Genomic DNA, 20,188 nt, shown 5'->3' with positions numbered 1-20,188 from the left:
GCGAATGGGCGAACACGTCATCCTCGTACACGGCTTGTGGATGCGCGCCTTCACTCTGGCGGCGCTGCATCGTCGGCTCGAACGCGAAGGCTATACGGTGCACTTCTTCGACTATGCCAGCGTGCTCAGCGAGCACGACCGCAGCGTCGAGAAGCTCGTCGAGCTCGTGCATTCGATCGAGGCCGCGCCGAAGCCGCCGCAGAAGATTCACTTCGTCTGTCACAGCCTCGGCGGCCTGATGACCTTGCGTGCGCTGCGCCGTCTGCCCGATCTCGAGCCGGGGTGCGTCGTCTGCCTGGGTTCGCCATTGCGCGGCAGTGCCGTCGCGCGCAGCATCGCCCAGCTTCCGGGTGGATCGTTCTTCATCGGCAAGAATCTCGACGTGCTGCTCGAAGGCTTCGAGCGCTGGAACGGCAAACGTCCGGTCGGCGCGATCGCGGGGCGGCTGCCGTTCGGCCTCGGCCTCGTGATGGGTGGGCTGCCGCTGCCGCACGACGGCACGGTCAGCGTGCAGGAGACGCAGTTGCCCGGACTGACCGATCACATCGTCGTGCCGGCGACACACACGGGCCTGCTGTTCTCCGACGAGGCAGCGGCGCAGACCGTGTCGTTTTTGCGTAACAAACGCTTTCATCACGCCGCTGCGGCGTAGAATGGTGGAGCCGGGATTGGAGATTCGGGATTCGAGATTCGGGAAAAGCGCGCACTCGCTGCGCGGGATTCTTTTCACGATGTCCGTTGCGCCTACTTCAACGAACAAGCCATGACTTTGCGCCGCGCCGTCTCGAATCCCGAATCCGCAATCCCGAATCCCGGTTCGGTGCGCATACTCGGCATCGATCCCGGCTCGCAGCGCACCGGCGTCGGCATCGTCGACATTGACACCGGCGGCCGCACGACCCACGTCTTCCATACTGCGCTGAACCTGCTCGACAACGACAGCTTCCCGCTGCGCCTCAAGCAGATCTTCGATGAGCTTTGCGCGATCGTCGCCGAGCATCGGCCCGACGAAGTCGCGATCGAGCGCGTGTTCATGGCGCGCAATCCCGATTCTGCGCTGAAGCTTGGCCACGCGCGCGGCGCCGCGATCTGCGCAGTGGTCAATCGCGGTCTGCCGGTCGCCGAATACTCGGCCAAGGAAATCAAACAATCGGTGGTTGGCGGCGGCGGTGCGGAGAAACGCCAGGTGCAGCACATGGTCAGTATACTTTTGAATATCGAGCGCAAGCTCCAGGCCGACGCGGCCGATGCGCTTGCCGTCGCGCTGACCCATGCGCACGCGCGCGAAAGCGCGCAGCGCCTGCACGCGAGCGCACCGCTCGCCGCGCTGGTGCGCACGCGCGGCAGCGCCTCGTCGTGGAGGAGCTGGCGATGATCGGGCGTCTGCGCGGAATCCTCGCCTCGAAGCAGCCGCCGTGGCTGGTGATCGACGTCGGCGGTGTCGGCTACGAGGTCGAGGCGCCGATGTCGACGGTGTTCGATCTGCCCGAAGTCGGCCGCGAGGTCGCGCTGCACGTGCACTACGCGGCGAAAGAAGACACGGTGTCGCTGTACGGCTTCCTGCGCGAAGCCGAGCGCACGTTGTTTCGCACGATCCAGAAAGTTTCGGGCATCGGCGCGAAGACGGCGCTCGCGGTGCTGTCGGGCGTATCGACCGACGAGTTCGCGCGCCTCGTGCAGGCGGGTGACATCGCCGCGCTGACGCGGATTCCCGGCATCGGCAAGAAGACTGCCGAACGCATCATCGTCGAGCTGCGCGACCGCGTCGACGGCATGGCCCTCACTGCGCCGGTTGCGGGCGCGGTCGGCTTGGCGAAGGACCCGCAGACGGAAGCATCGAGTGCGTTGCAGCAGCTCGGCTACAAGCCGGCCGAAGCGGCGCGGCTGGTCAAGGATGCGTTCGCCGCGGGCGACGATGCCGAAGCGATCATCCGCAAGGCGCTCAAGGCGGCATTGCGCTAGCGGCGCGGATACACGGTTCTGTTTCAGGGGACGCTCATGCAATCCAACGCACAAACTGCTACAGGCTCCGCGCGCACCAAGGCGCTTGCCGCGCTCGCGCTCGGTGCGCTCGGCGTGGTCTACGGCGACATCGGTACCTCGCCGCTGTATTCGGTGCAGGTGACTTTCGGCGAGCAGGGTATACCGGCGAATCCGGAGAACGTGCTCGGCGTGATGTCGCTGATGTTCTGGTCGCTGGTCATGGTCGTCTCGCTCAAGTATGTGGTCTTCATCATGCGCGCCGACAACAAGGGCGAGGGCGGCATCATGGCGCTCATGGCGCTGGCCCAGCGCGGCGCGCGCGACAACGTCGCACTCAAGCGCGTCATCGTCGTGCTCGGCCTGTTCGGCGCGTCGCTGTTCTACGGCGACGGCGTGATCACGCCGGCTGTGTCGATCCTGTCCGCGGTCGAAGGCGTCAAGGTCGCCGCACCGGCGCTCGACCGCTGGGTCGTGCCGATCACATTGGTCATCGTGGTCGGCCTGTTCACGATCCAGAAGCGCGGCAGCGCGAAGATGGGCGCGATGTTCGGGCCGATCATGCTGCTCTGGTTCGCTTCGATCGCCGCGCTCGGCGTGTACCAGATTCTGCAGCAGCCACAGGTGCTGTACGCGGTCAATCCGTGGCACGCGGTGACGTTCTTTCGCGACAACGGCGCGCACGCTTTTCTCGCGCTCGGCGGCGTCGTGCTCTGCCTGACCGGCGCCGAGGCGCTGTATGCCGACATGGGCCACTTCGGCAAGAAGCCGATCCGCATTGCCTGGTTCAGCTACGTCTCGCCCGCGCTCGTGCTCAACTACTTCGGCCAGGGCGCGCTGCTGATCGGCAAGCCCGAAGCGGTGAGCAATCCGTTTTATCTCATGGTGCCCGGTGGCTTGCTGTATCCGATGATCGCGCTGGCGACCGTGGCGACGATCATCGCCTCGCAGTCGGTGATCACCGGCGCGTTCTCGATGACGCGCGAAGCGATCCAGCTCGGATTCGCGCCGCGCATGGCCGTGGTCCATACCTCGAAGGAGACGCAGGGGCAGATTTTCCTGCCATGGGTCAACGGCACCCTGATGGTCCTCATTCTCGGCGCCGTGATCGGCTTCCGTTCGTCGGAGAATCTCGCCGCAGCCTACGGCATCGCAGTGACCGGCACGATGACGATCACGACCTGTCTTGCTCTGGTCGTCGCACGCCGCATCTGGGGCTGGAGTCGGTTGTCGGTCATTCTCGCCGGCGTGACCTTCCTCATCATCGACGTCGCCTTCTTCAGCGCGAACGCGATCAAGATCGAACACGGCGGCTGGTTCCCGCTCGTGCTCGGCCTCGGCTCGTTCGTCATCATGAGCACCTGGCGCAAGGGCCGCGAACTGGTCCTGCGCGAGCTGCGCCAGGGCGGTCTCGCGCTCGAACCGTTCATCGAAAGCGTGACCGCGCATCCGCCGCTGCGCGTGCCCGGCACGGCGGTGTTCCTCACCGCGAACGTGCACGCGGTGCCGAACGCGATGCTGCACAATCTCAAGCACAACAAGGTGCTGCACGAGCGCAATATCCTGATGACGATCGAGACACTCGACACGCCCGTCGCGGAGTACGGCGAGCGCACCGAGATCACCGCGCTCGGCCACGAGTTCTATCGCGTCGTGCTGCGTTACGGCTTCGCCGAGGACCCGGATATTCCGTTTTCGATGCAGAACTGCGAGGCCAAGGGCCTCGGCTTCGACATGATGGACACGACGTTCTTCCTCAGCCGCGAGAACGTGATCGCTTCGGCCGGCGCGCGCGGCATGCCGATGTGGCGCGACAAATTGTTCGCCTTCCTGACCCGCAACGGCAGCCCGGCGACGGCGTTCTTCCGCATTCCCGGCAACCGCATGATCGAGCTTGGAACGCAGGTGGAAATCTGAAGAGCGTGAGCGGCGGGACGGTGAGCGGTGAGCGGAAGAAGACGGATCGTTGCTTTGGCACATAGCTCTTCCCGCTGACCGCTGACCGCTGACCGCTGACCGCTGACCGCTGACCGCTGACCGCTGCCATAATGCCGGCATGAACGATTCCCGCCTTATCTCCTCGTCGGCCACGCGCGAGGACGACCTGCTCGAAGCCTCGATCCGCCCACAGAAGCTGTCCGAATACCTCGGCCAGCAGGCGGTGCGCGAGCAGCTAGGCATCTATATCGAAGCGGCGAAGCGGCGCGGCGAGGCACTGGACCATGTCCTGATTTTCGGGCCGCCCGGGCTTGGCAAGACCACGCTGTCGCATGTGATCGCGAACGAACTCGGCGTCAATCTGCGTACGACGTCGGGGCCGGTGATCGAGCGCGCGGGCGATCTCGCCGCGCTGCTGACCAACCTGCAGCCGCGCGACGTGCTCTTCGTCGACGAAATCCACCGCCTGTCGCCCGTGGTCGAGGAAATCCTCTACCCGGCGATGGAGGACAACCAGATCGACATCATGATCGGCGAGGGCCCGGCCGCACGCTCGATCAAGCTCGACCTGCCGCCGTTCACCCTGATCGGCGCGACGACGCGCGCCGGCATGCTGACCAATCCGCTGCGCGACCGCTTCGGCATCGTGCAGCGACTCGAGTTCTACACGCCCGACGAACTCGCTGCGATCGTGCGCCGCTCGTCGAAAATCTTGAACATCCCATGCGCCGACGACGGTGCCGCAGAAATCGCGAATCGCGCGCGCGGCACGCCGCGCATCGCCAACCGCCTGCTGCGCCGGGTGCGCGACTTCGCCGAAGTGAAGGCGGGCGGTCGCATCACGCGCGAGGTCGCGATCGCCGCGATGGAAATGCTTAAGGTCGATGCCGCCGGCTTCGACGCGCTCGACCGGCGCCTGCTCGGCACGATCATCGACCACTTCGACGGCGGCCCCGTCGGCGTCGAATCGCTCGCCGCGGCGCTGAGCGAAGAGCGCGGCACGATCGAAGACGTACTCGAACCTTATTTGATCCAGCAGGGCTATCTGATGCGCACGGCGCGCGGGCGCATGGTCACGAACAAGGCATATCGACACCTGGGATTGAAGGCACCGAAGCGGGAGCCGGCGCCCGAGGATCTTTTTGAGCCGGGGAGCGGTGAGGGCGGAACGGGGAGCGGTGAGCAGTGAGCGGTCGGCGGAAGGAGCAGGCGGCCGGTCACTTCGAGAGAGTTTTCGATGCAGATGCCGAAATGCACAGCGAGCCGCGACGAGCTGCCGTTCCCGCTGACCGCTCACCGTTGACCGCTCATCCCGTCTTCTCCTGGCCCGTCCGCATCTACTGGGAAGACACCGACGCCGGCGGCGTCGTCTACTACGCGAACTACCTGCGCTTCCTCGAACGCGTGCGCACCGAGTGGTTGCGCAGCCTCGGCATCGACCAGTCGCGCGTGCGCGAAGAGCTCGGCGTCGTCTTCGTCGTGCGCGACGTGACGGCCGAGTATCTGGCGCCCGCGCGGCTCGATGACGAGCTCGAAGCGACGATCGAAACGGTCGAGCGCCGTTCAGCTTCGATGACTTTTGTGCAACGTATACTTCTGCGCAGCAATGGCGCCGCGCTTGTGACGGCGCGCGTGCGTGTGGCCTGCGTCGCCGCCACCGATTTCAAGCCTCAGCGCATCCCTGAAACCCTGTTTTCCTCGAACCGATAAGAATCCACATGCCCACCGCCAGCGGCCTGAACATCCTCGACCTCGTGCTCCAAGCGAGCTGGTTCGTCAAGATCGTGATGATGATCCTGTTGATCTTTTCTTTCATGTCCTGGGTGATCATCTTCCGCAAACGCGCGATGCTCAACCGGGCGATGGAAGGCGCGGACGAATTCGAGGAGCGCTTCTGGTCGGGCGCCGATCTCGCCGGCCTGTTCCGCGAAGTCACTTCGAACGGCGCGACGACCGGCATCGAAAGCATCTTCGAAGCGGGCTTTCGCGAATTCGCACGCCTGCGCCAGCGCGGTCGCCTCGACGGGCGCACTATCCTCGAAGGCGCCCAGCGCGGCATGCGCGTGGCCGAGTCGCGCGAGCTCGACCGGCTCGAACAGAATGTCGAATTTCTCGCCAACGTCGGCTCGATCAGCCCTTATGTCGGACTGCTCGGCACGGTCGCGGGCATCATGGTCGCCTTCGTCGGTCTTGCGAATATGAAGGAGGCGACGATCGCCACCGTCGCGCCCGGTATCGCCGAAGCGCTGATCGCGACCGCGATGGGCCTGATCGCGGCGATCCCGGCGGTGTGGGCGTACAACCGCTTCCAGACCAAGATCGAGCGTCTGTCGACGCGTTTCGACACCTTCGTCGAAGAGTTCTCTTCGATCCTGCAGCGACAGGTTCACTCCGACGACGGGGTGTGAGAAACATTTGGCCACGGATGACGCGGATTGCACGGATAAAAGCGAAATCGAACAGATTTGGTCCAAGTTGCCTGATCAGATTTGACCCGTGTAATCCGTGGCAAAGAAAAGCTCTTCGAGCGATTGAATAACCATGCGCACGCGTAAGAAACGCAAACTCAAAGCCGAGATCAACGTCGTTCCGTACATCGACGTGATGCTCGTGCTGCTGATCATCTTCATGGTGACGGCGCCGCTGCTCAATCTCGGTGTCGATATCCAACTGCCGCAATCGACCGCGAAAGCAGTGCAGGTCGACAAGGAGCCTGTGCTGATCAGCGTCGATCAGGACGGCAAGCTGTTCCTCACGCTCGGCAGCGCTCAACGTGAAGCGATCGGACAGGAAGATCTGATCAAGAAAGTCGGTGCCTTCGTACGCCAGAATCCGCAGATTCCGGTGCTGATCGGTGGCGACACCCGCGCGAGCTACGGCGCCGTCTACGACATTCTGCCGGGCCTGCAGGCTGCCGGCGTCACGAAAGTCGGGCTGATGAGTCAGCCCGTGCAAGACAAGAAGCAGTAACGGTCCGCGACGACAACTCGTCCCACGATGCCCGTCAAAACGACGATGGAAACCTCCAGCGACAAAGCGCGCGCTTACTTGTATGCACTGCTCGTGCATCTGGGCGTGTTCGCGTCGTTGTTCCTCGGTTTGATCTGGGTGACCCCGCAGGCGATGCCGACCTTAGAGGGACCGATCATCGAAGCCGAATTTGTCGGCAAGGTCGCCGCACCCAAGCCGCGGCCCGTGAGCAAGACGCCGCCCGCGCCGCCGAAGGAAGAAGCAGCGCCGCCGCCCGAGCCGAAGCCCGCGCCGCCCCCGCCGCCGCAGCCCGAGAAGACGCCGCCGCCGACGGTGCAGAAGAACGACAATCGCGATCAGGAAAAGATCGCCGAAATGGCGATGCTCAAGGCCCAGCAGGCAAAGAAGGCCGAAGAGGAAAAGGTCAAGCAGAAGCAGATCGAGCTGCAGAAGGAAGAGGAGCGCAAGGAGGCGGAGCAGCGCGAGAAGCAGCAGCAGATCCAGAAACAGCTCGAAGACATCCGCAAGGAGCGCGCCGCGAACGACAAAAAACTCAAGCTCGCGCAGCAGAAAATGCAGCAGCTCGACGACTTGCAGAAACAGCAGTCGGCGCCTCCGCCGGTCAAGGCGCAGGCGGCCGACGTGCCTGAGGCGAGCGAGGCGAAAACCGGCATGAACGGTACCGATACGAGCCTGCTCGCCGAGTACAGTTCAGCGATCATCAAGGTCGTGACTGATAATTGGAATCGCCCGGATACGACGCCGACCGGTGTACGCTGTGCCATCACGATCACGCAGATTCCTGGCGGCACGGTGATCAACACGACGATCGGCTCGCCGTGCAATGCCGACATGGTGACGCAGAATTCGATCAAGCAGGCCGTCACCAAGGCGCAGCCATTGCCTTACAAGGGTTATGAAAGCGTCTTCCAGCGCAACATCACTTTTATTTTCAAATACGACGGAACCTAAGACATGCACCAGCGACTTCTGACTTGGCTCGCCGCTCTCGTGCTTGCATGCTGTGCGACGCCGCTGCTCGCGCAAGGACTGACCCTAGAAATCTCTAACGGCAATGCTTCGGCGATCCCGGTCGCCGTGGTGCCGTTCCAGTGGCAGGGCGGCGGTGCACCTCCTGAAACCAGCGTTTCGGATGTAATCAGTAACGATCTCAACCGCTGCGGCCAGTTCCGCACGCTGGCGAAGACCGATATCGTCGAGTCGCCGGCGCGCGGCACCGACATCAAGTTCCCGACCTGGCGCCTGCTCAAGCAAGACTACATCGTCGTCGGCCGTGTCATCGACGCCGGCGCGGGTGAGGTCAAGGTCGAATTCGAGTTGTACACCGTCGGTGATCAGAAGAATCTAGCTAGCCTTACGATTCCGGGCCAGCGCAGCGATATGCGCGGCATCGCGCATCGCGTCGCCGACGTGGTCTACGAAAAGATCACCGGCGTGCGCGGCGCATTCGATACCCGCATCGCCTACGTGACGGCCAAGGGCCTCGGCAACAACGCTTCTTATGCGCTAATGATTGCCGACTCCGACGGCTATGGTCCGCAGCAGGTCGTCTCATCGCGCCAGCCGCTGCTGTCGCCGGCCTGGTCGCCCGACGGGCGCAAGCTCGCCTATGAATCGTTCGAGCGCGGCTCCTCGGCGATCTATATCCAGGACATCGGCACCGGTGCGCGCGAAGTCGTTTCCGCACGCAAGGGCATCAATGGCGCGCCGGCGTTCTCGCCCGACGGCAGCAAGCTCGCGCTGAGTTTGTCGAACGGGGTCAATCCGGACATCTATGTGATGGATCTCGGCAGCCGCGCGCTGACCCAGATCACGCGCAACTACGCGATCGACACCGAGCCGGTCTGGGCGCCGGACGGGCAGACTCTCTATTTCACTTCTGATCGCGGCGGCAAGCCGCAGATCTACCAGGTCTCGGCCGGCGGCGGCGGCGAATCGCGCGTCACCTTCAACGGCGACGCCAATGCCAAGGCCACAGTGAGCTACGACGGCAAGAAAATCGCCATGTCGCAGGGCAATAAAAACATGTATCATATTGCCGTTTTGGATCGTGCTTCGGGTAGCAACACGGTCATTTCGCCGGGGAATTTCGACGAATCGCCGAGTTTTGCTCCGAACGCGAGCATGCTTTTGTATGCCGCAACCGATGGATCGCGCGACGTACTCTATGCTGTATCGGCGGACGGTCGCGTCCGCCAACGGCTGGTTCTGGCCGACGGGGACGTTCGTTCGCCAGCCTGGTCGCCCTATCGGCAGCGTGGACAATAAGAAATCTCGACCGGATGTCGAACCGAGTGACTTCCCCTTTTTGGCAAAACACTGAGGCTAACAACATGAAGCTCCCGTTCCGTATTCTCCTGACCACCGTCGTTGCGACAGCCGCGCTTGCCGCGTGCTCGAGCAACAAGCCCAAGCCGACCCCGCCGCCGCCGCCGGAACAGACGTCGACGACGACCGCTCCGGCCAAGTCCGGCCCGTACAGCGGCCCCGAAGATCTCGACCGCGATTCCTGCCTGCGTCAGCGCGTGATCCTGTTCGATCTGGACAAGACCGAGATCCACTCGGAATTCCAGGCGCAGATCGCCTGCCACGCCGCCTACCTGCGTCAGTTCCCGGGTGCGCGCGTCACGCTGGAAGGCAACGCCGACGAGCGCGGTACGCGCGACTACAACCAAGGCCTCGGCGAGCGCCGTGCCAACGCGGTGTCGAGCGCCGTTGCCGCCGCCGGTGCGTCGACGAGCCAGCTCAACGTCGTCAGCTACGGTGAAGAGAAGCCGGTCTGCCGCGAGCACAACGAAGGTTGCTGGCAGAAGAACCGCCGCGTCGAGATCGTCTACACCTCGAAGCAGTAATGGCGGAACCTGGGGCGGGCGCGGGGGTCCAAACCACCTACGCGCCTTCCCCTCATTGTGATTTGATGAAACCATGTCAATGATTTCGACTCGTTTCACCTGCACGGCGGCCCTCGCGGCCGCCGTTGCGTTTTCCGTCCTCCTGCCGATACAGCCGGCCTACGCCCAGCGTGAAAGTCTCGCCGAGCGCGTGACCCGGCTCGAACAGCAGCAAGGGCAGGGCGGCCAGGGCAGCGTCGAGCTGGTCAACCAGATCAATGCGCTGCAGTCGCAGGTCCAGCAGTTGCAGGGCCAGAACGAAGAGCTCAGGCATCAGCTCGACCAGCTGAAGCAGCAGAGCAAGGATCAATACATCGACGTCGATTCGCGCATCGGCCGTCTCGAAGGCAGGGCGCCCGGTACGGCCGCGCCTGCGGCAAATCCGCAGGCCAACAACGGCCAACTGCAGGACATTGCGCTCGGCGGCACGGCGGCGGCGAATAGCTCGCAGCCTCCCGCCGGCGCAGCGCAGACACCGCTGCAGACTGGCGCATCGCAGACGCCTTCCGCACCGGCCAATCCGGCCGACGAGAAGGCAGCCTACGACCAGGCCTTCGCGGCGCTCAAAGACGGCCGCTACGCCGAGTCCGCACGCATGTTCCAGGGCTTTATCGGCCAGTATCCGAACAGCGACCTGACGCCGAACGCCTACTACTGGCTTGGCGAGTCGTATTACGTCACGCAGAACTATCCGATCTCGCTCGACGCGTTCAATAAACTGCTCGCGCAGTATCCGAACAGCCAGAAGGCGTCGGCGGCGCTGCTCAAGGTCGGCTACTGCCAGTACGAACTCAAGCAGTGGGATCAGGCCGAAACGACGCTCAACCAGGTCGTCGCCAAATATCCGGGCACGCAGGAAGCGAATCTCGCCCAGGGCCGCCTGCGCGCTCTGAAAATGGAGCGGCGTTGAGCCAGTAGGGCGCGATTTATCGCGCCCGGTCTTTCTGTGTATGCAATGCGGGCGCGAAGAGTTGCGCCCCTACGATCCTATGTCCGAAACGCCATCCGAACGCTTGCGCATCACCGAAATCTTCCACTCGCTGCAAGGCGAGGCGCGTTCGGTCGGCTGGCCGACCGTGTTCGTGCGCCTGACCGGCTGCCCGCTGCGTTGCGTCTGGTGCGACACCGAGTATTCGTTCCACGGCGGCGATTGGCGTGAGATCGGCGATATCGTCGCGGAAGTGAAAAAGTATAAAACGCGGCATGTCTGCGTCACCGGCGGCGAGCCGCTCGCGCAGAAGCGCTGTCTCGACCTGCTGCGCCGCCTCTGCGACGAGGGCCTGGACGTTTCGCTAGAAACCTCGGGCGCACTCGACGTCTCGCAGGTCGACCCGCGCGTCAGTCGCGTCGTCGACGTGAAGGCGCCAGGCTCGGGCGAGTCCGCGCGCAACTTGTGGAGCAACCTCGACGTGCTCGGCGAGCACGACCAGATCAAGTTCGTTCTCGCCGATCGGGCCGACTACGACTGGGCGCTCGACGTGCTCGACCGGCACGAACTGTCCGCACGCAGCGAAGTGCTGTTCTCGCCCGTGGCCGGCAAACTTGCGCCGCGCGACCTCGCCGACTGGATCATCGCCGACGGCCGCCAGGTCCGCATGCAGGTGCAGTTGCACAAGCTGCTTTGGGGCAATGAGCCTGGCAAATAACCGAATCGCCGAAGAAACCGCTTCATGACCACCGCATCGACCTCTCCCAAGCGCGCCGTCGTCCTCGTCTCCGGCGGCATGGACTCCGCCGTCACCCTCGCGATCGCGCGCGCACAGGGATTCGCCTGCTATGCGCTCAGCGTCGAGTACGGGCAGCGCCACTCCTCCGAGCTCGTTGCTGCACAGCGCGTTGCCGGGCAGCTCGCCGTCGCGCACAAGACCGTGCGCGTCGACCTGCGCAGCATCGGCGGCTCGGCGCTGACCGACGATATCGACGTGCCGCAGGACACCGACCAAGGCGAGAGCGGCGAAGGCATCCCGGTCACCTACGTGCCGGCGCGCAACACCATCATGCTGTCGATCGCACTCGGTTGGGCCGAAGTGCTCGGTGCGCAAGACATCTTCTGCGGCGTCAACGCGGTCGACTACTCCGGCTATCCCGACTGCCGCCCCGAATTTATCGACGCGTTCGAGCGCCTCGCCAACCTCGCCACCAAGGCCGGCGTCGAAGGCGCGAAGCTCAGCGTGCGCGCACCGCTGATCCGCCTAAGCAAGGCCGACATCGTGCGGCGCGGCATCGAGCTCGGCGTCGACTTCGCTACGACTGTTTCCTGTTACCAGGCCGACGACGAAGGCCGCGCCTGCGGCCATTGCGACGCCTGCCGCCTGCGTGCGCTCGGTTTCGCCGATGCCGGCGTGGCCGATCCGACGCGCTATCGCTAGTTCCTGAGATTCGCGCAAACGCTTGCCGGACAGCGGGTTTTTCTTGATGATTCCGTCCGAGCCCACTAAACTGCGCGGCCCGGTCGGGCGAGGCTCCCTCGCTTTAGGCCTTTCGCTTCGCGGCATGGCCCCGAAGGATGCAAGGGAACGCGCTCGTTCGCGACGCGTTGTTCGATTGAAGTAGGGCCGTTAGCTCAGCCGGTAGAGCAGCGGACTTTTAATCCGTTGGTCGCAGGTTCGACTCCTGCACGGCCCACCAATCGCATCGAACAGTCACGATCTTTCTGGTTTGTCGCATTCTTGCGAAGAGCGTCCCGTGCTCCTGCCGACGTTGCGGTGTTGATCCCGCCTGTTTGAATGCGAGGCAGTCACTGCTCTTCTATGATCTTCGGACTTTCGCTAACTGCGATTTGCGCATCGCGCTCGACTTTCTCAGCGGAAGAGAGGGCATGCGGTAACATTGGCGTCTGTTTGAAAGGGATGTTCGTTGCCGCACATGTTTGGGTGGATTCTCGTGGTCTTGGCCGTGGCGGCGCTCGGGATTTTGTTGATCTCCCGCCGGCGCACGCGTGGCGGTGGCCGACGCAGTCCGAGATCGCGGCAGCAGGCGCGGCGTGTCAGTGCGGATCGAGCCCCAGCACCGCGTACTCCGTCGGCGAAGCCGGCACAAGGTCGGGCCGCATCGCCCCAGGCGCGAGCGACGCCGGAAAAATCCGCGCCGGCTCCACGGCATCCACACAATCCAACAACTGCTAACCGACCACCTGCGTCAGCGCCGATTGCGACGCGTTCCGCGCGCGTGTCGTCGGCGTCGGCAGCGGCGATTGTGCGCACCTTGCGCGGCGAGAGTGAGGCGTCTCGCCCGCGCGTAGCTGCGACCACGCCGCCGCCTGCTAGACAGCCTGCGGCACCCGTCCGCATCGAATCGACGCCGCAAGTGATCCCGGCGCGCAGGTCGGCCGGTGCACCCGCTGCACCCGTGGCAACGCAGGCTATTGCGCAGCCGGCCAAATCGCAGCAGGTCGAGAATGCGCCCTCTGGAATGCTGCCGCCGAGCGTGACAGTAGAAACGCAGACGGCCGCGCTCAGTACACAATTCGCTGCACAGCCTGTACATCGCGTGGAATCCGTGACGCCGGAAGTGACGTCGCTTACGTCTTCAAGCGAGACTGCGCTAGCAAACGCCCCAACGTCTTTGTCGATGGCATCGCCTTCGGCAATCCACGATGTGGAAACTCTCACCGAATCGGCTGCGGCGTCGATGGCGCCAGAGCCGTCTTCTGCATTGGGCGTGCACGAGCCAACGAGCGAGCCCGCACCTGCGGACGACAATGCGCACTACGCGCCGACGTCGTTCACCAAGCTCGTTTCGGCGGCTTTGCCGCGTGCGTCGAATGACGATGCCACAGCCGCTCCACCGCCCGCGGCGGTCGCCGCAACTGCACCGGTCTCCGTGCCCGTATCGCTGAAAGCGAACGATCCGGCTCCAGCCGCCGAAATCGGCTCACCACGACCGAAGATCCGCGTCGACCTGCCGCCGCTAGATCTGCTGTCTTCCTCTTCGGAAATCGTCGACGTCGCCTCGCCGGAAATCCTCGAAGACACCTCGCGCCTGATCGAGCAGCGCTTGCGCGAGTTCAAGGTGCCGGTCAGCGTGCTCGGCGCCTCTGCGGGGCCGGTGATCACGCGCTTCGAAGTCGAGCCCGCGGTCGGCGTTCGCGGCAACCAGATCGTCGCGCTGATGAAGGATCTCGCGCGCGGTCTCGGCCGCACTTCGATCCGCGTGGTCGAAACCATTCCGGGCAAGACCTGCATGGGCCTGGAGCTGCCGAACGAGAAGCGCCAGATGATCGGTCTCGTCGACATTCTGCGCACGCCGGCCTACAAGCGCCACGACTCGCCGCTCGCGCTCGCGATGGGCAAGGACATTGTCGGCGAGCCGGTCGTGACCGATCTCGCGCGTGCGCCGCATATGCTCGTTGCCGGTACGACCGGCTCGGGCAAATCGGTCGCGGTCAACGCGATGATTCTGTCGATGCTGTACAAGGCGACGCCGGACGAGGTGCGCCTGATCCTGATCGATCCGAAGATGCTTGAACTGTCGGTGTACGAAGGCATTCCGCACCTGCTCGCGCCGGTCGTCACCGACATGAAGCTCGCCGCGAACGCGCTCAACTGGTGCGTGGTCGAGATGGAGGAACGCTATCGGCTCCTGTCCGCGCTGCGCGTGCGCAATCTTGCCGGCTATAACGCCAAGATTCGCGCGGCGCGCGAGGCCGGCGCAGCGCTGCGCAATCCGGTGTCGAAGAATCTCGACGAGCCCGAACTGCTCGATACCTTGCCGATGATCGTCGTCGTCATCGACGAGCTTGCCGACCTGATGATGGTCGCCGGCAAGAAGATCGAAGAATTGATTGCGCGCCTCGCGCAGAAAGCGCGCGCCGCGGGCATCCATTTGATCCTCGCGACGCAGCGCCCGTCGGTGGACGTGATCACGGGCTTGATCAAGGCGAACATCCCGACGCGCGTCGCGTTCCAGGTGTCGTCGAAAATTGATTCGCGCACGATCCTCGACCAGATGGGCGCCGAATCGCTGCTCGGCCAGGGCGATATGCTGTTTCTGCCGCCCGGCACGGGTTATCCGCAGCGCGTGCACGGCGCCTTCGTCGGCGACGAGGAAGTGCATCGCGTCGTCGCCTGGCTCAAGCAGTTCGGCGAGCCGGACTATCGCGCCGACATTCTCGCCGGACCGCCGTCCGATACAGCTCCCGACGATCTGTTCGGCGAAGCGGAGGACGCCGAAGCCGATCCACTCTACGACGAGACGGTCGCCTTTGTCGTGCGCAGCCGGCGCGCGTCGATTTCCTCAGTGCAGCGCCAGTTCCGCATCGGCTACAACCGTGCGGCGCGGCTGGTCGAGAGCATGGAAGCAGCGGGACTCGTCTCCGCTCTCGGCCGCAACGGCGTGCGCGAAGTGCTTGCGCCGGGTGGTGCGGGCGAGGAAATCTGACCGCTCTGCGGCGGGGTGGGGCGAAGGTTTCGGAGCGCGAGGCCGATTAGGTCAGCCCGCGGGCGCCGCGCAGGTATACAAATTTACGTTGCGTCGAGCAGCTCGCGCAGCGTGCGGAACAGTTCGCGCGCCGCATGCGGCGGCTTGTTGCGCTCGCGCTCGGTGCGCGCCTGGCGGGCGAGCGTGCGCAGATGCTGGCGGTCGGCCTGCGCATGCTGGGCGATGAATTCGTTGAGCGTCTCGTCGTCGCCGTCGATCAGTCGGTCGCGCCACTGTTCGACGCGGTGCAGGGCCGCGGTTTCACGGCGCACCGTGTCCTTGTCGCGCTCAAGCGCGGCGCGGATCGCGGCGAGCGCCTCATCGTCGAGCTTGCGCATCTGTTTGGCGAGGAACTGGGCCTGCCGCTTGCGCGCAATCTGCTGCGTCACCGCGCGCGCGCGGCGCACTTCGTCGAGCAGATCCTCGCCGAGCGGCACGTGGTCGAGCTGGGTGTCGGTCAGCTCGATCAAGGCCAGGGCGAGGCGCAGCACGTCGAGCGCCTCGCGCCGCAATTGGCTGCGGCTCGGCGCATCGTCGGCGTCCTCGGCCTGCGGCGGGTTGAGTTCGTATTCGTTAGACTGCATATATACAAGCCATTTTGACACGGATCGCCGTGGATGGACACGGACAGGCGGTTCGGTGAAAAAGTATATTTCGCCGAAAATCCACTCTTCTCCGCGCCTGTCCGGGTGGATCCGCAGCCGCACATTTTCCAGGAATCTCCTATCGTGAATGCCATCGCCGTACACAACGGCGCCGCGAAAAGCGGCGACGACAGCCTAGCCCAGCTCGACCGCCTTGCCGAACTTGCCGAGGACGTAATCCGCCGCTGCCGCGCAGCCGGGGCGAGCGAGGTCGAGGTCGGCGCGAGCATCGACTCGGGACTCAACGTCGGCGTGCGCCTCGGCGAGGTCGAAACTGTCGAGCATTCGCGCGACCGCGCGTTCGGCGTGACCGTGTATTTCGGCAAGCGCAAAGGTTCGGCGAGCACGGCCGATCTCGCCGCCGACTCGATCGCGAAGACGATCGAGCAGGCCTGCGCGATCGCCAAGTACACCGAAGAAGACCCGTACTGCGGGCTCGCCGATCCGGCGCGTCTCGCCACCGATTTTCCCGACCTCGACCTCTGGCATCCGTGGCGCATCGATGCGGCGGAGGCGATCCGTCTCGGCATCGAGATCGAAGACGCGGGCCGCGCCTACGACGGCATCACCAATTCCGAAGGTGCCTCCGTGCAGGCCGGCGAATCGCTGTCGGTGCTCGCGACCTCGGCCGGCTTCGTCGGCCGCGAACGCGGCACGCGGCATATGCTGTCTTGCGCGCTGATCGCGGGCGACGAAGCCGGCATGCAGCGCGATTACTGGTACGAATCGGTGCGCGCAGCGGGCGATTTCGGCGAGCCGGCCGCGCTCGGCCGCAAGGCCGCCGAGCGTACGTTGGCACGCCTCGATGCACGCGAGCTGTCCACGCGCGAGTCCCCGGTGCTTTACTCGCCCGAGGTCGCGCGCGGGCTGATCGGGCATCTCGTCTCGGCAGTATCGGGCGGCGCGCTCTATCGCAAGTCGAGTTTTCTCGTCGATCACGTCGGCAAGAGCGTTCTTCCGCAGTTCGTCGACATCGTCGAGAAGCCGCGCCTGCAGCGCGGCCACGCCTCGGGCAGTTTCGACGGCGAGGGCGTGGCGACCGCGGAAAGTGCACTCGTGCGCGGCGGCGTGCTCGAAAGATATGTGCTCGGCAGCTATTCGGCGCGCAAGCTCGGTCTCGTTTCGACTGGCAATGCGGGCGGCATCCACAACCTGATCGTAAAAACCGGCGACGACGATTTCGCCGCCATGCTGCGTAAACTCGGCACCGGCCTGCTCGTGACCGAAGTGATGGGGCAGGGCATTTCGATCGTTACCGGCGACTACTCGCGCGGCGCTTCGGGCTTCTGGGTGGAGAACGGTGCGATCGCCTATCCGGTCGAAGGCATCACGATCGCCTCGAATCTGCGCGACATGTTCGCCGGCATCGTTGCGATCGGTGCCGACGTCGATCCGCGCTCGCACGTGTTGACCGGATCGATCCTGATCGAGCGCATGACGATCGCGGGACAGTGAACGCCGCGCCGCGCGCGCAGATGCGGCGCTGCGTAGTGAATTCAAGCGTGACCTTCGGCGCTTGTCCGTCGCGGGCGTTCGCGGGACACTGACCCTGCCATCAACCATGCCGGAGAGTCGCATGAGTGTTCCGCCGAACGAAGTCCCGCCGGGCAACGGTCCTGCTCCGAACGATGTGTTCACGCCGCCGCCGGCGCCATCCGGCACGCCGACTGCCGAAGAGCGTCAGTGGGCGATGTTCGCCCATCTGTCCGCACTGCTCGGCGCGATCGTTACCGGCCATATGTTCGCCTGGGGCTGTTTCATCGGCCCGCTGGTGATCTGGCTGATCAAGAAGGACACGCTGCCCTTCGTCAACGATCAGGCCAAAGAAGCGCTCAACTTCAACATCACGCTCGCGATCGTCGGCCTGGCGCTGCTCGTGCTCACCATCATCACGTTCGGTCTCGGCCTGCTGCTCGCAGTTCCGATCGGCGTCATCGTCGGCATCGGCTGGCTCGTGTTCACGATCATCGCGGCGATCAAGGCCAACGAAGGCGAGGCATATCGCTATCCGATCTCGCTGCGCCTGATCAAGTGACGGCACGGCACGGCGATATTCGAGTTTGAAATCCGGACGGCTCGCTGCGGATTTTCTCCGCGGCGAGCCCAGTTCGTCGATGAGCCCGCGCTCCCGCGCGGGCTATAGGAATCAGGAGCTGCGCTCGGCGATGTGCACGGCGAGTTCGCGCAGCGAGTCGAAACGCGTATCGAACGATTGCAGCGCCTGCAGCGCGGCCTGAGTCAGCTCGTGCAACTGCCGGCGCGCTTCGGCCATGCCGAGTATCGCCGGATAGGTCGGCTTGTCGGCGGCCGCGTCCTTGCCGGCAGTCTTGCCGATCGTCGCGCTGTCGCCTTCGATGTCGAGGATGTCGTCGCGGATCTGGAAGGCGAGGCCGATCGCATGGCCGTAGCGTTCGAGCGCGGCGAGCGTCGCTCCGTCGCGGCAGCCCGCAGCGAGCGCGCCGAGACGCACCGATGCGCGGATCAGCGCGCCGGTCTTGTACACGTGCATGCGTTCGAGTTCGGCCGGCGCGAGGCACTGGCCGACCGCGGCGAGGTCGAAGGCCTGGCCGCCGGCCATGCCGTGCGCACCGCAGGCGTGGCTCAGCGTACGCAGCATCTCGACGTGGTTGCGCGCATCGGCCTGCAGATTCGCGTCGTCGGCGAGCACCTCGAACGCGAGCGCTTGCAGGGCGTCGCCGGCGAGGATCGCCATCGCTTCGCCGAAGACGATATGGCAGGTCGGGCGGCCGCGGCGCAGATCGTCGTCGTCCATCGCCGGCAAATCGTCGTGCACGAGCGAATAGGCGTGGATGATCTCGACCGCGCAGGCGGAGGAGTCGAGCAGGTCGGGTTCGGCGCCGAACGCCGTACCCGTCGCGTAGACCAGCACCGGGCGCAGGCGTTTGCCGCCGCCGAGCACGGCGTAACGCATCGCCTTATGCAATTCGAGTGGAGCCTGATCGGCCTCGGGCAACGCGCGCTCCAGCGCCGCGTCGGCACGCGCGCGCCATCGCTTCAAGGCCGCGGCGGCGGCGCTGGCGGTATCGGTGGACAAAGGCGTGTGCTTACGGTGTCTGCGGATCGAAATCTTCCGCCGCGTCGGGCTCGGCCGGATCGCGCAGCAGTTTGACGCGCAGCTGCGCTTCGTCGAGCGCGCTCTGGCAGTTGCGGTAGAGCGAGATGCCGCGTTCGAAGGACTGCAACGATTCGTCGAGGCTCATCTCGCCGCCTTCCATGCGCGAAACCAGCTTCTCGAGTTCGTCCAGCGAGGCCTCGAATTCGGCGATTTTGTTCGCTCCGGCCTGGTCTTCTTGGGGGGTGATCTGCGGCATGTGCGCAAGCTAACGCAAGCGCGTTGCGGAATCAATGCAAAAGGCGCTCCGAGTGGGTCCGGAGCCGAAATCGCACCTGTCCGGCGCGGTCAGGCGAGGCCCAGTTCCAGCGCCTGCGCATGCAGCGCCGGCGTTCCGGTCAGTACGCTCGTCGTGTCGAGCGACAACTCGCGGCCGGCCAGGTCGGTGAAGCTGCCGCCGGCTTCGCGCACGATCACGGCCAACGCGGCGATATCGAGAATATTGACGTCCGATTCGACGACCAGATCAAGGCTGCCGCGCGCGAGCAGATGGTAGTGATAAAAGTCGCCGTAGCCGCGCGTGCGGCCGCAGCGCTGAATCAGGCCGGCGAGCGCGTTCCAACCCGCGCCGCGCGACAGCGTCTTGACGTTGCCGAACGAAATCGCCGTCTGCGCATCGAAGGCCTGCGTCGCCGCAACCTTGAGCGGACGCTCGCCGCGCGCATCGGCGAGAAATGCGCCGCCGCCCTTGCGCGCCCAGGCGACCTCACCGAATTCCGCGGCGCTCGATACGCCGAGCACCAGTTCGCCCCGGTGCATCAGGGCGATCTGCGTGGAGAACATCGGATAGCCGCGGACGAAGCTGCGCGTGCCGTCGATCGGGTCGATCAGCCAGAGAAAATCGCCATCGCCTTCGCGGCCTTCTTCCTCGCCGTAGTAGGCGTGCTCGGGAAACGTCTCGCGCAGCACGCGCTTGATCGCCGCTTCGGCTTCGCGGTCGGCAATCGTCACCGGCGTCTGGTCGGCCTTGATTTCGACATCGGTACCGGCGCGATAGTGGCGCGCAATGACCGTAGCGGCGGCCTGAGCCGCGCGCTTGGCGACGTCGAGGGCGGTATCGAGGAATTCGGGAGTCGGCATTGGGCGCGGGCAATACGAAGGACTGAGGGCTGCAAACGGAGCGACCGCGGTTGCAGCCCTCAGCGCTCAGTCGTCGCGGCCGAAGCAGGAGTGCTGCGTCATTGCAAGTATTG

Annotated in this window: 21 protein-coding genes and 1 tRNA gene; 18 read left to right on the top strand and 4 right to left on the bottom strand. The window is 64.8% G+C overall.

Translation table 11 applies throughout. The annotated features are described in order from the left end of the window. The first annotated feature begins 4 nt into the window (after positions 1–4). From FFS30_RS01810 to FFS30_RS01735, 16 genes are all read left to right on the top strand, one after another. Positions 5–652: an alpha/beta hydrolase gene (locus FFS30_RS01810; RefSeq protein ID WP_137911402.1), complete on the top strand. Its 648-nt coding sequence runs from the start codon at positions 5–7 to the stop codon at positions 650–652. A 111-nt stretch (positions 653–763) separates the two neighbouring features. Then, on the top strand, positions 764–1,375 hold the full coding sequence (ruvC, locus tag FFS30_RS01805; protein ID WP_137911401.1) for a crossover junction endodeoxyribonuclease RuvC: 612 nt from the start codon (positions 764–766) through the stop codon (positions 1,373–1,375). Then, positions 1,372–1,962 carry a Holliday junction branch migration protein RuvA gene (ruvA, locus tag FFS30_RS01800; RefSeq protein ID WP_137911400.1) on the top strand — a complete coding sequence of 197 codons (591 nt, stop codon included), beginning with the start codon at positions 1,372–1,374 and terminating at the stop codon, positions 1,960–1,962. Before ruvC ends, ruvA begins: the two co-directional genes overlap by 4 nt. Before the next feature lie 36 nt (positions 1,963–1,998). Then, a complete protein-coding gene (locus FFS30_RS01795; RefSeq protein WP_137911399.1) occupies positions 1,999–3,897 on the top strand; it encodes a potassium transporter Kup in 1,899 nt (632 codons plus the stop codon). 139 nt (positions 3,898–4,036) lie between these two features. Then, positions 4,037–5,107: a Holliday junction branch migration DNA helicase RuvB gene (gene ruvB / locus FFS30_RS01790; protein WP_137911398.1), complete on the top strand. Its 1,071-nt coding sequence runs from the start codon at positions 4,037–4,039 to the stop codon at positions 5,105–5,107. 110 nt (positions 5,108–5,217) lie between these two features. Then, complete coding sequence (gene ybgC / locus FFS30_RS01785) at positions 5,218–5,628, top strand: tol-pal system-associated acyl-CoA thioesterase (RefSeq protein WP_249352116.1); 411 nt, start codon at positions 5,218–5,220, stop codon at positions 5,626–5,628. A gap of 8 nt (positions 5,629–5,636) precedes the next feature. Continuing rightward, the gene (gene tolQ / locus FFS30_RS01780) at positions 5,637–6,326 is read left to right on the top strand and encodes a protein TolQ (RefSeq protein ID WP_137911397.1); all 690 of its coding nucleotides are present in this window, start codon (positions 5,637–5,639) and stop codon (positions 6,324–6,326) included. 133 nt (positions 6,327–6,459) lie between these two features. Further along, complete coding sequence (tolR, locus tag FFS30_RS01775; protein ID WP_137911396.1) at positions 6,460–6,888, top strand: protein TolR; 429 nt, start codon at positions 6,460–6,462, stop codon at positions 6,886–6,888. Positions 6,889–6,915: 27 nt separating this feature from the next. Then, the gene (locus FFS30_RS01770) at positions 6,916–7,860 is read left to right on the top strand and encodes a cell envelope integrity protein TolA (RefSeq protein ID WP_171014362.1); all 945 of its coding nucleotides are present in this window, start codon (positions 6,916–6,918) and stop codon (positions 7,858–7,860) included. Positions 7,861–7,863: 3 nt separating this feature from the next. Then, positions 7,864–9,177, top strand: coding sequence for a Tol-Pal system beta propeller repeat protein TolB (gene tolB, locus FFS30_RS01765; protein WP_137911394.1), 1,314 nt, complete (start codon positions 7,864–7,866; stop codon positions 9,175–9,177). A 65-nt stretch (positions 9,178–9,242) separates the two neighbouring features. Continuing rightward, positions 9,243–9,761, top strand: coding sequence for a peptidoglycan-associated lipoprotein Pal (gene pal, locus FFS30_RS01760; protein ID WP_137911393.1), 519 nt, complete (start codon positions 9,243–9,245; stop codon positions 9,759–9,761). A gap of 79 nt (positions 9,762–9,840) precedes the next feature. Continuing rightward, positions 9,841–10,710, top strand: coding sequence for a tol-pal system protein YbgF (gene ybgF, locus FFS30_RS01755; protein ID WP_343182319.1), 870 nt, complete (start codon positions 9,841–9,843; stop codon positions 10,708–10,710). 79 nt (positions 10,711–10,789) lie between these two features. Beyond that, positions 10,790–11,446 carry a 7-carboxy-7-deazaguanine synthase QueE gene (queE, locus tag FFS30_RS01750; protein WP_137911391.1) on the top strand — a complete coding sequence of 219 codons (657 nt, stop codon included), beginning with the start codon at positions 10,790–10,792 and terminating at the stop codon, positions 11,444–11,446. 24 nt (positions 11,447–11,470) lie between these two features. Continuing rightward, positions 11,471–12,169: a 7-cyano-7-deazaguanine synthase QueC gene (gene queC / locus FFS30_RS01745; protein ID WP_137911390.1), complete on the top strand. Its 699-nt coding sequence runs from the start codon at positions 11,471–11,473 to the stop codon at positions 12,167–12,169. 183 nt (positions 12,170–12,352) lie between these two features. Further along, positions 12,353–12,428, top strand: a tRNA-Lys gene (locus FFS30_RS01740). Between the two features lie 969 nt (positions 12,429–13,397). Continuing rightward, complete coding sequence (locus tag FFS30_RS01735; protein ID WP_283235187.1) at positions 13,398–15,179, top strand: DNA translocase FtsK; 1,782 nt, start codon at positions 13,398–13,400, stop codon at positions 15,177–15,179. A gap of 83 nt (positions 15,180–15,262) precedes the next feature. On the opposite strand, the gene yjgA is transcribed toward FFS30_RS01735, so the two are convergent. Next, a complete protein-coding gene (gene yjgA / locus FFS30_RS01730) occupies positions 15,263–15,802 on the bottom strand; it encodes a ribosome biogenesis factor YjgA (RefSeq protein ID WP_137911388.1) in 540 nt (179 codons plus the stop codon). A gap of 144 nt (positions 15,803–15,946) precedes the next feature. Here yjgA and pmbA point away from each other — a divergent pair, with 144 nt between their 5' ends. Both pmbA and FFS30_RS01720 read left to right on the top strand, forming a co-directional pair. Then, positions 15,947–17,317: a metalloprotease PmbA gene (gene pmbA, locus FFS30_RS01725; protein WP_171014361.1), complete on the top strand. Its 1,371-nt coding sequence runs from the start codon at positions 15,947–15,949 to the stop codon at positions 17,315–17,317. A gap of 121 nt (positions 17,318–17,438) precedes the next feature. Next, positions 17,439–17,897: a DUF4870 domain-containing protein gene (locus FFS30_RS01720; protein ID WP_137911387.1), complete on the top strand. Its 459-nt coding sequence runs from the start codon at positions 17,439–17,441 to the stop codon at positions 17,895–17,897. A gap of 111 nt (positions 17,898–18,008) precedes the next feature. On the opposite strand, the gene ispA is transcribed toward FFS30_RS01720, so the two are convergent. The 3 genes from ispA to FFS30_RS01705 form a co-directional block, all read right to left on the bottom strand. Then, positions 18,009–18,917 (bottom strand): (2E,6E)-farnesyl diphosphate synthase, encoded by a 909-nt coding sequence (ispA, locus tag FFS30_RS01715; protein ID WP_137911386.1) that lies wholly within the window; start codon positions 18,915–18,917, stop codon positions 18,009–18,011. Positions 18,918–18,927: 10 nt separating this feature from the next. After that, the gene (locus tag FFS30_RS01710) at positions 18,928–19,194 is read right to left on the bottom strand and encodes an exodeoxyribonuclease VII small subunit (RefSeq protein ID WP_137911385.1); all 267 of its coding nucleotides are present in this window, start codon (positions 19,192–19,194) and stop codon (positions 18,928–18,930) included. A gap of 89 nt (positions 19,195–19,283) precedes the next feature. Continuing rightward, on the bottom strand, positions 19,284–20,075 hold the full coding sequence (locus tag FFS30_RS01705) for an inositol monophosphatase family protein (RefSeq protein ID WP_137911384.1): 792 nt from the start codon (positions 20,073–20,075) through the stop codon (positions 19,284–19,286). Positions 20,076–20,188: the final 113 nt, after the last annotated feature.

Origin of the sequence: Rudaea sp. 3F27F6 (assembly GCF_005503555.1) — a bacterium.
In the GTDB taxonomy this organism is placed as follows: domain Bacteria; phylum Pseudomonadota; class Gammaproteobacteria; order Xanthomonadales; family Rhodanobacteraceae; genus Rudaea.
The sequence above is the reverse complement of the archived record's forward strand: the minus strand, read 5'-3'. Positions and strand labels throughout refer to the sequence as shown.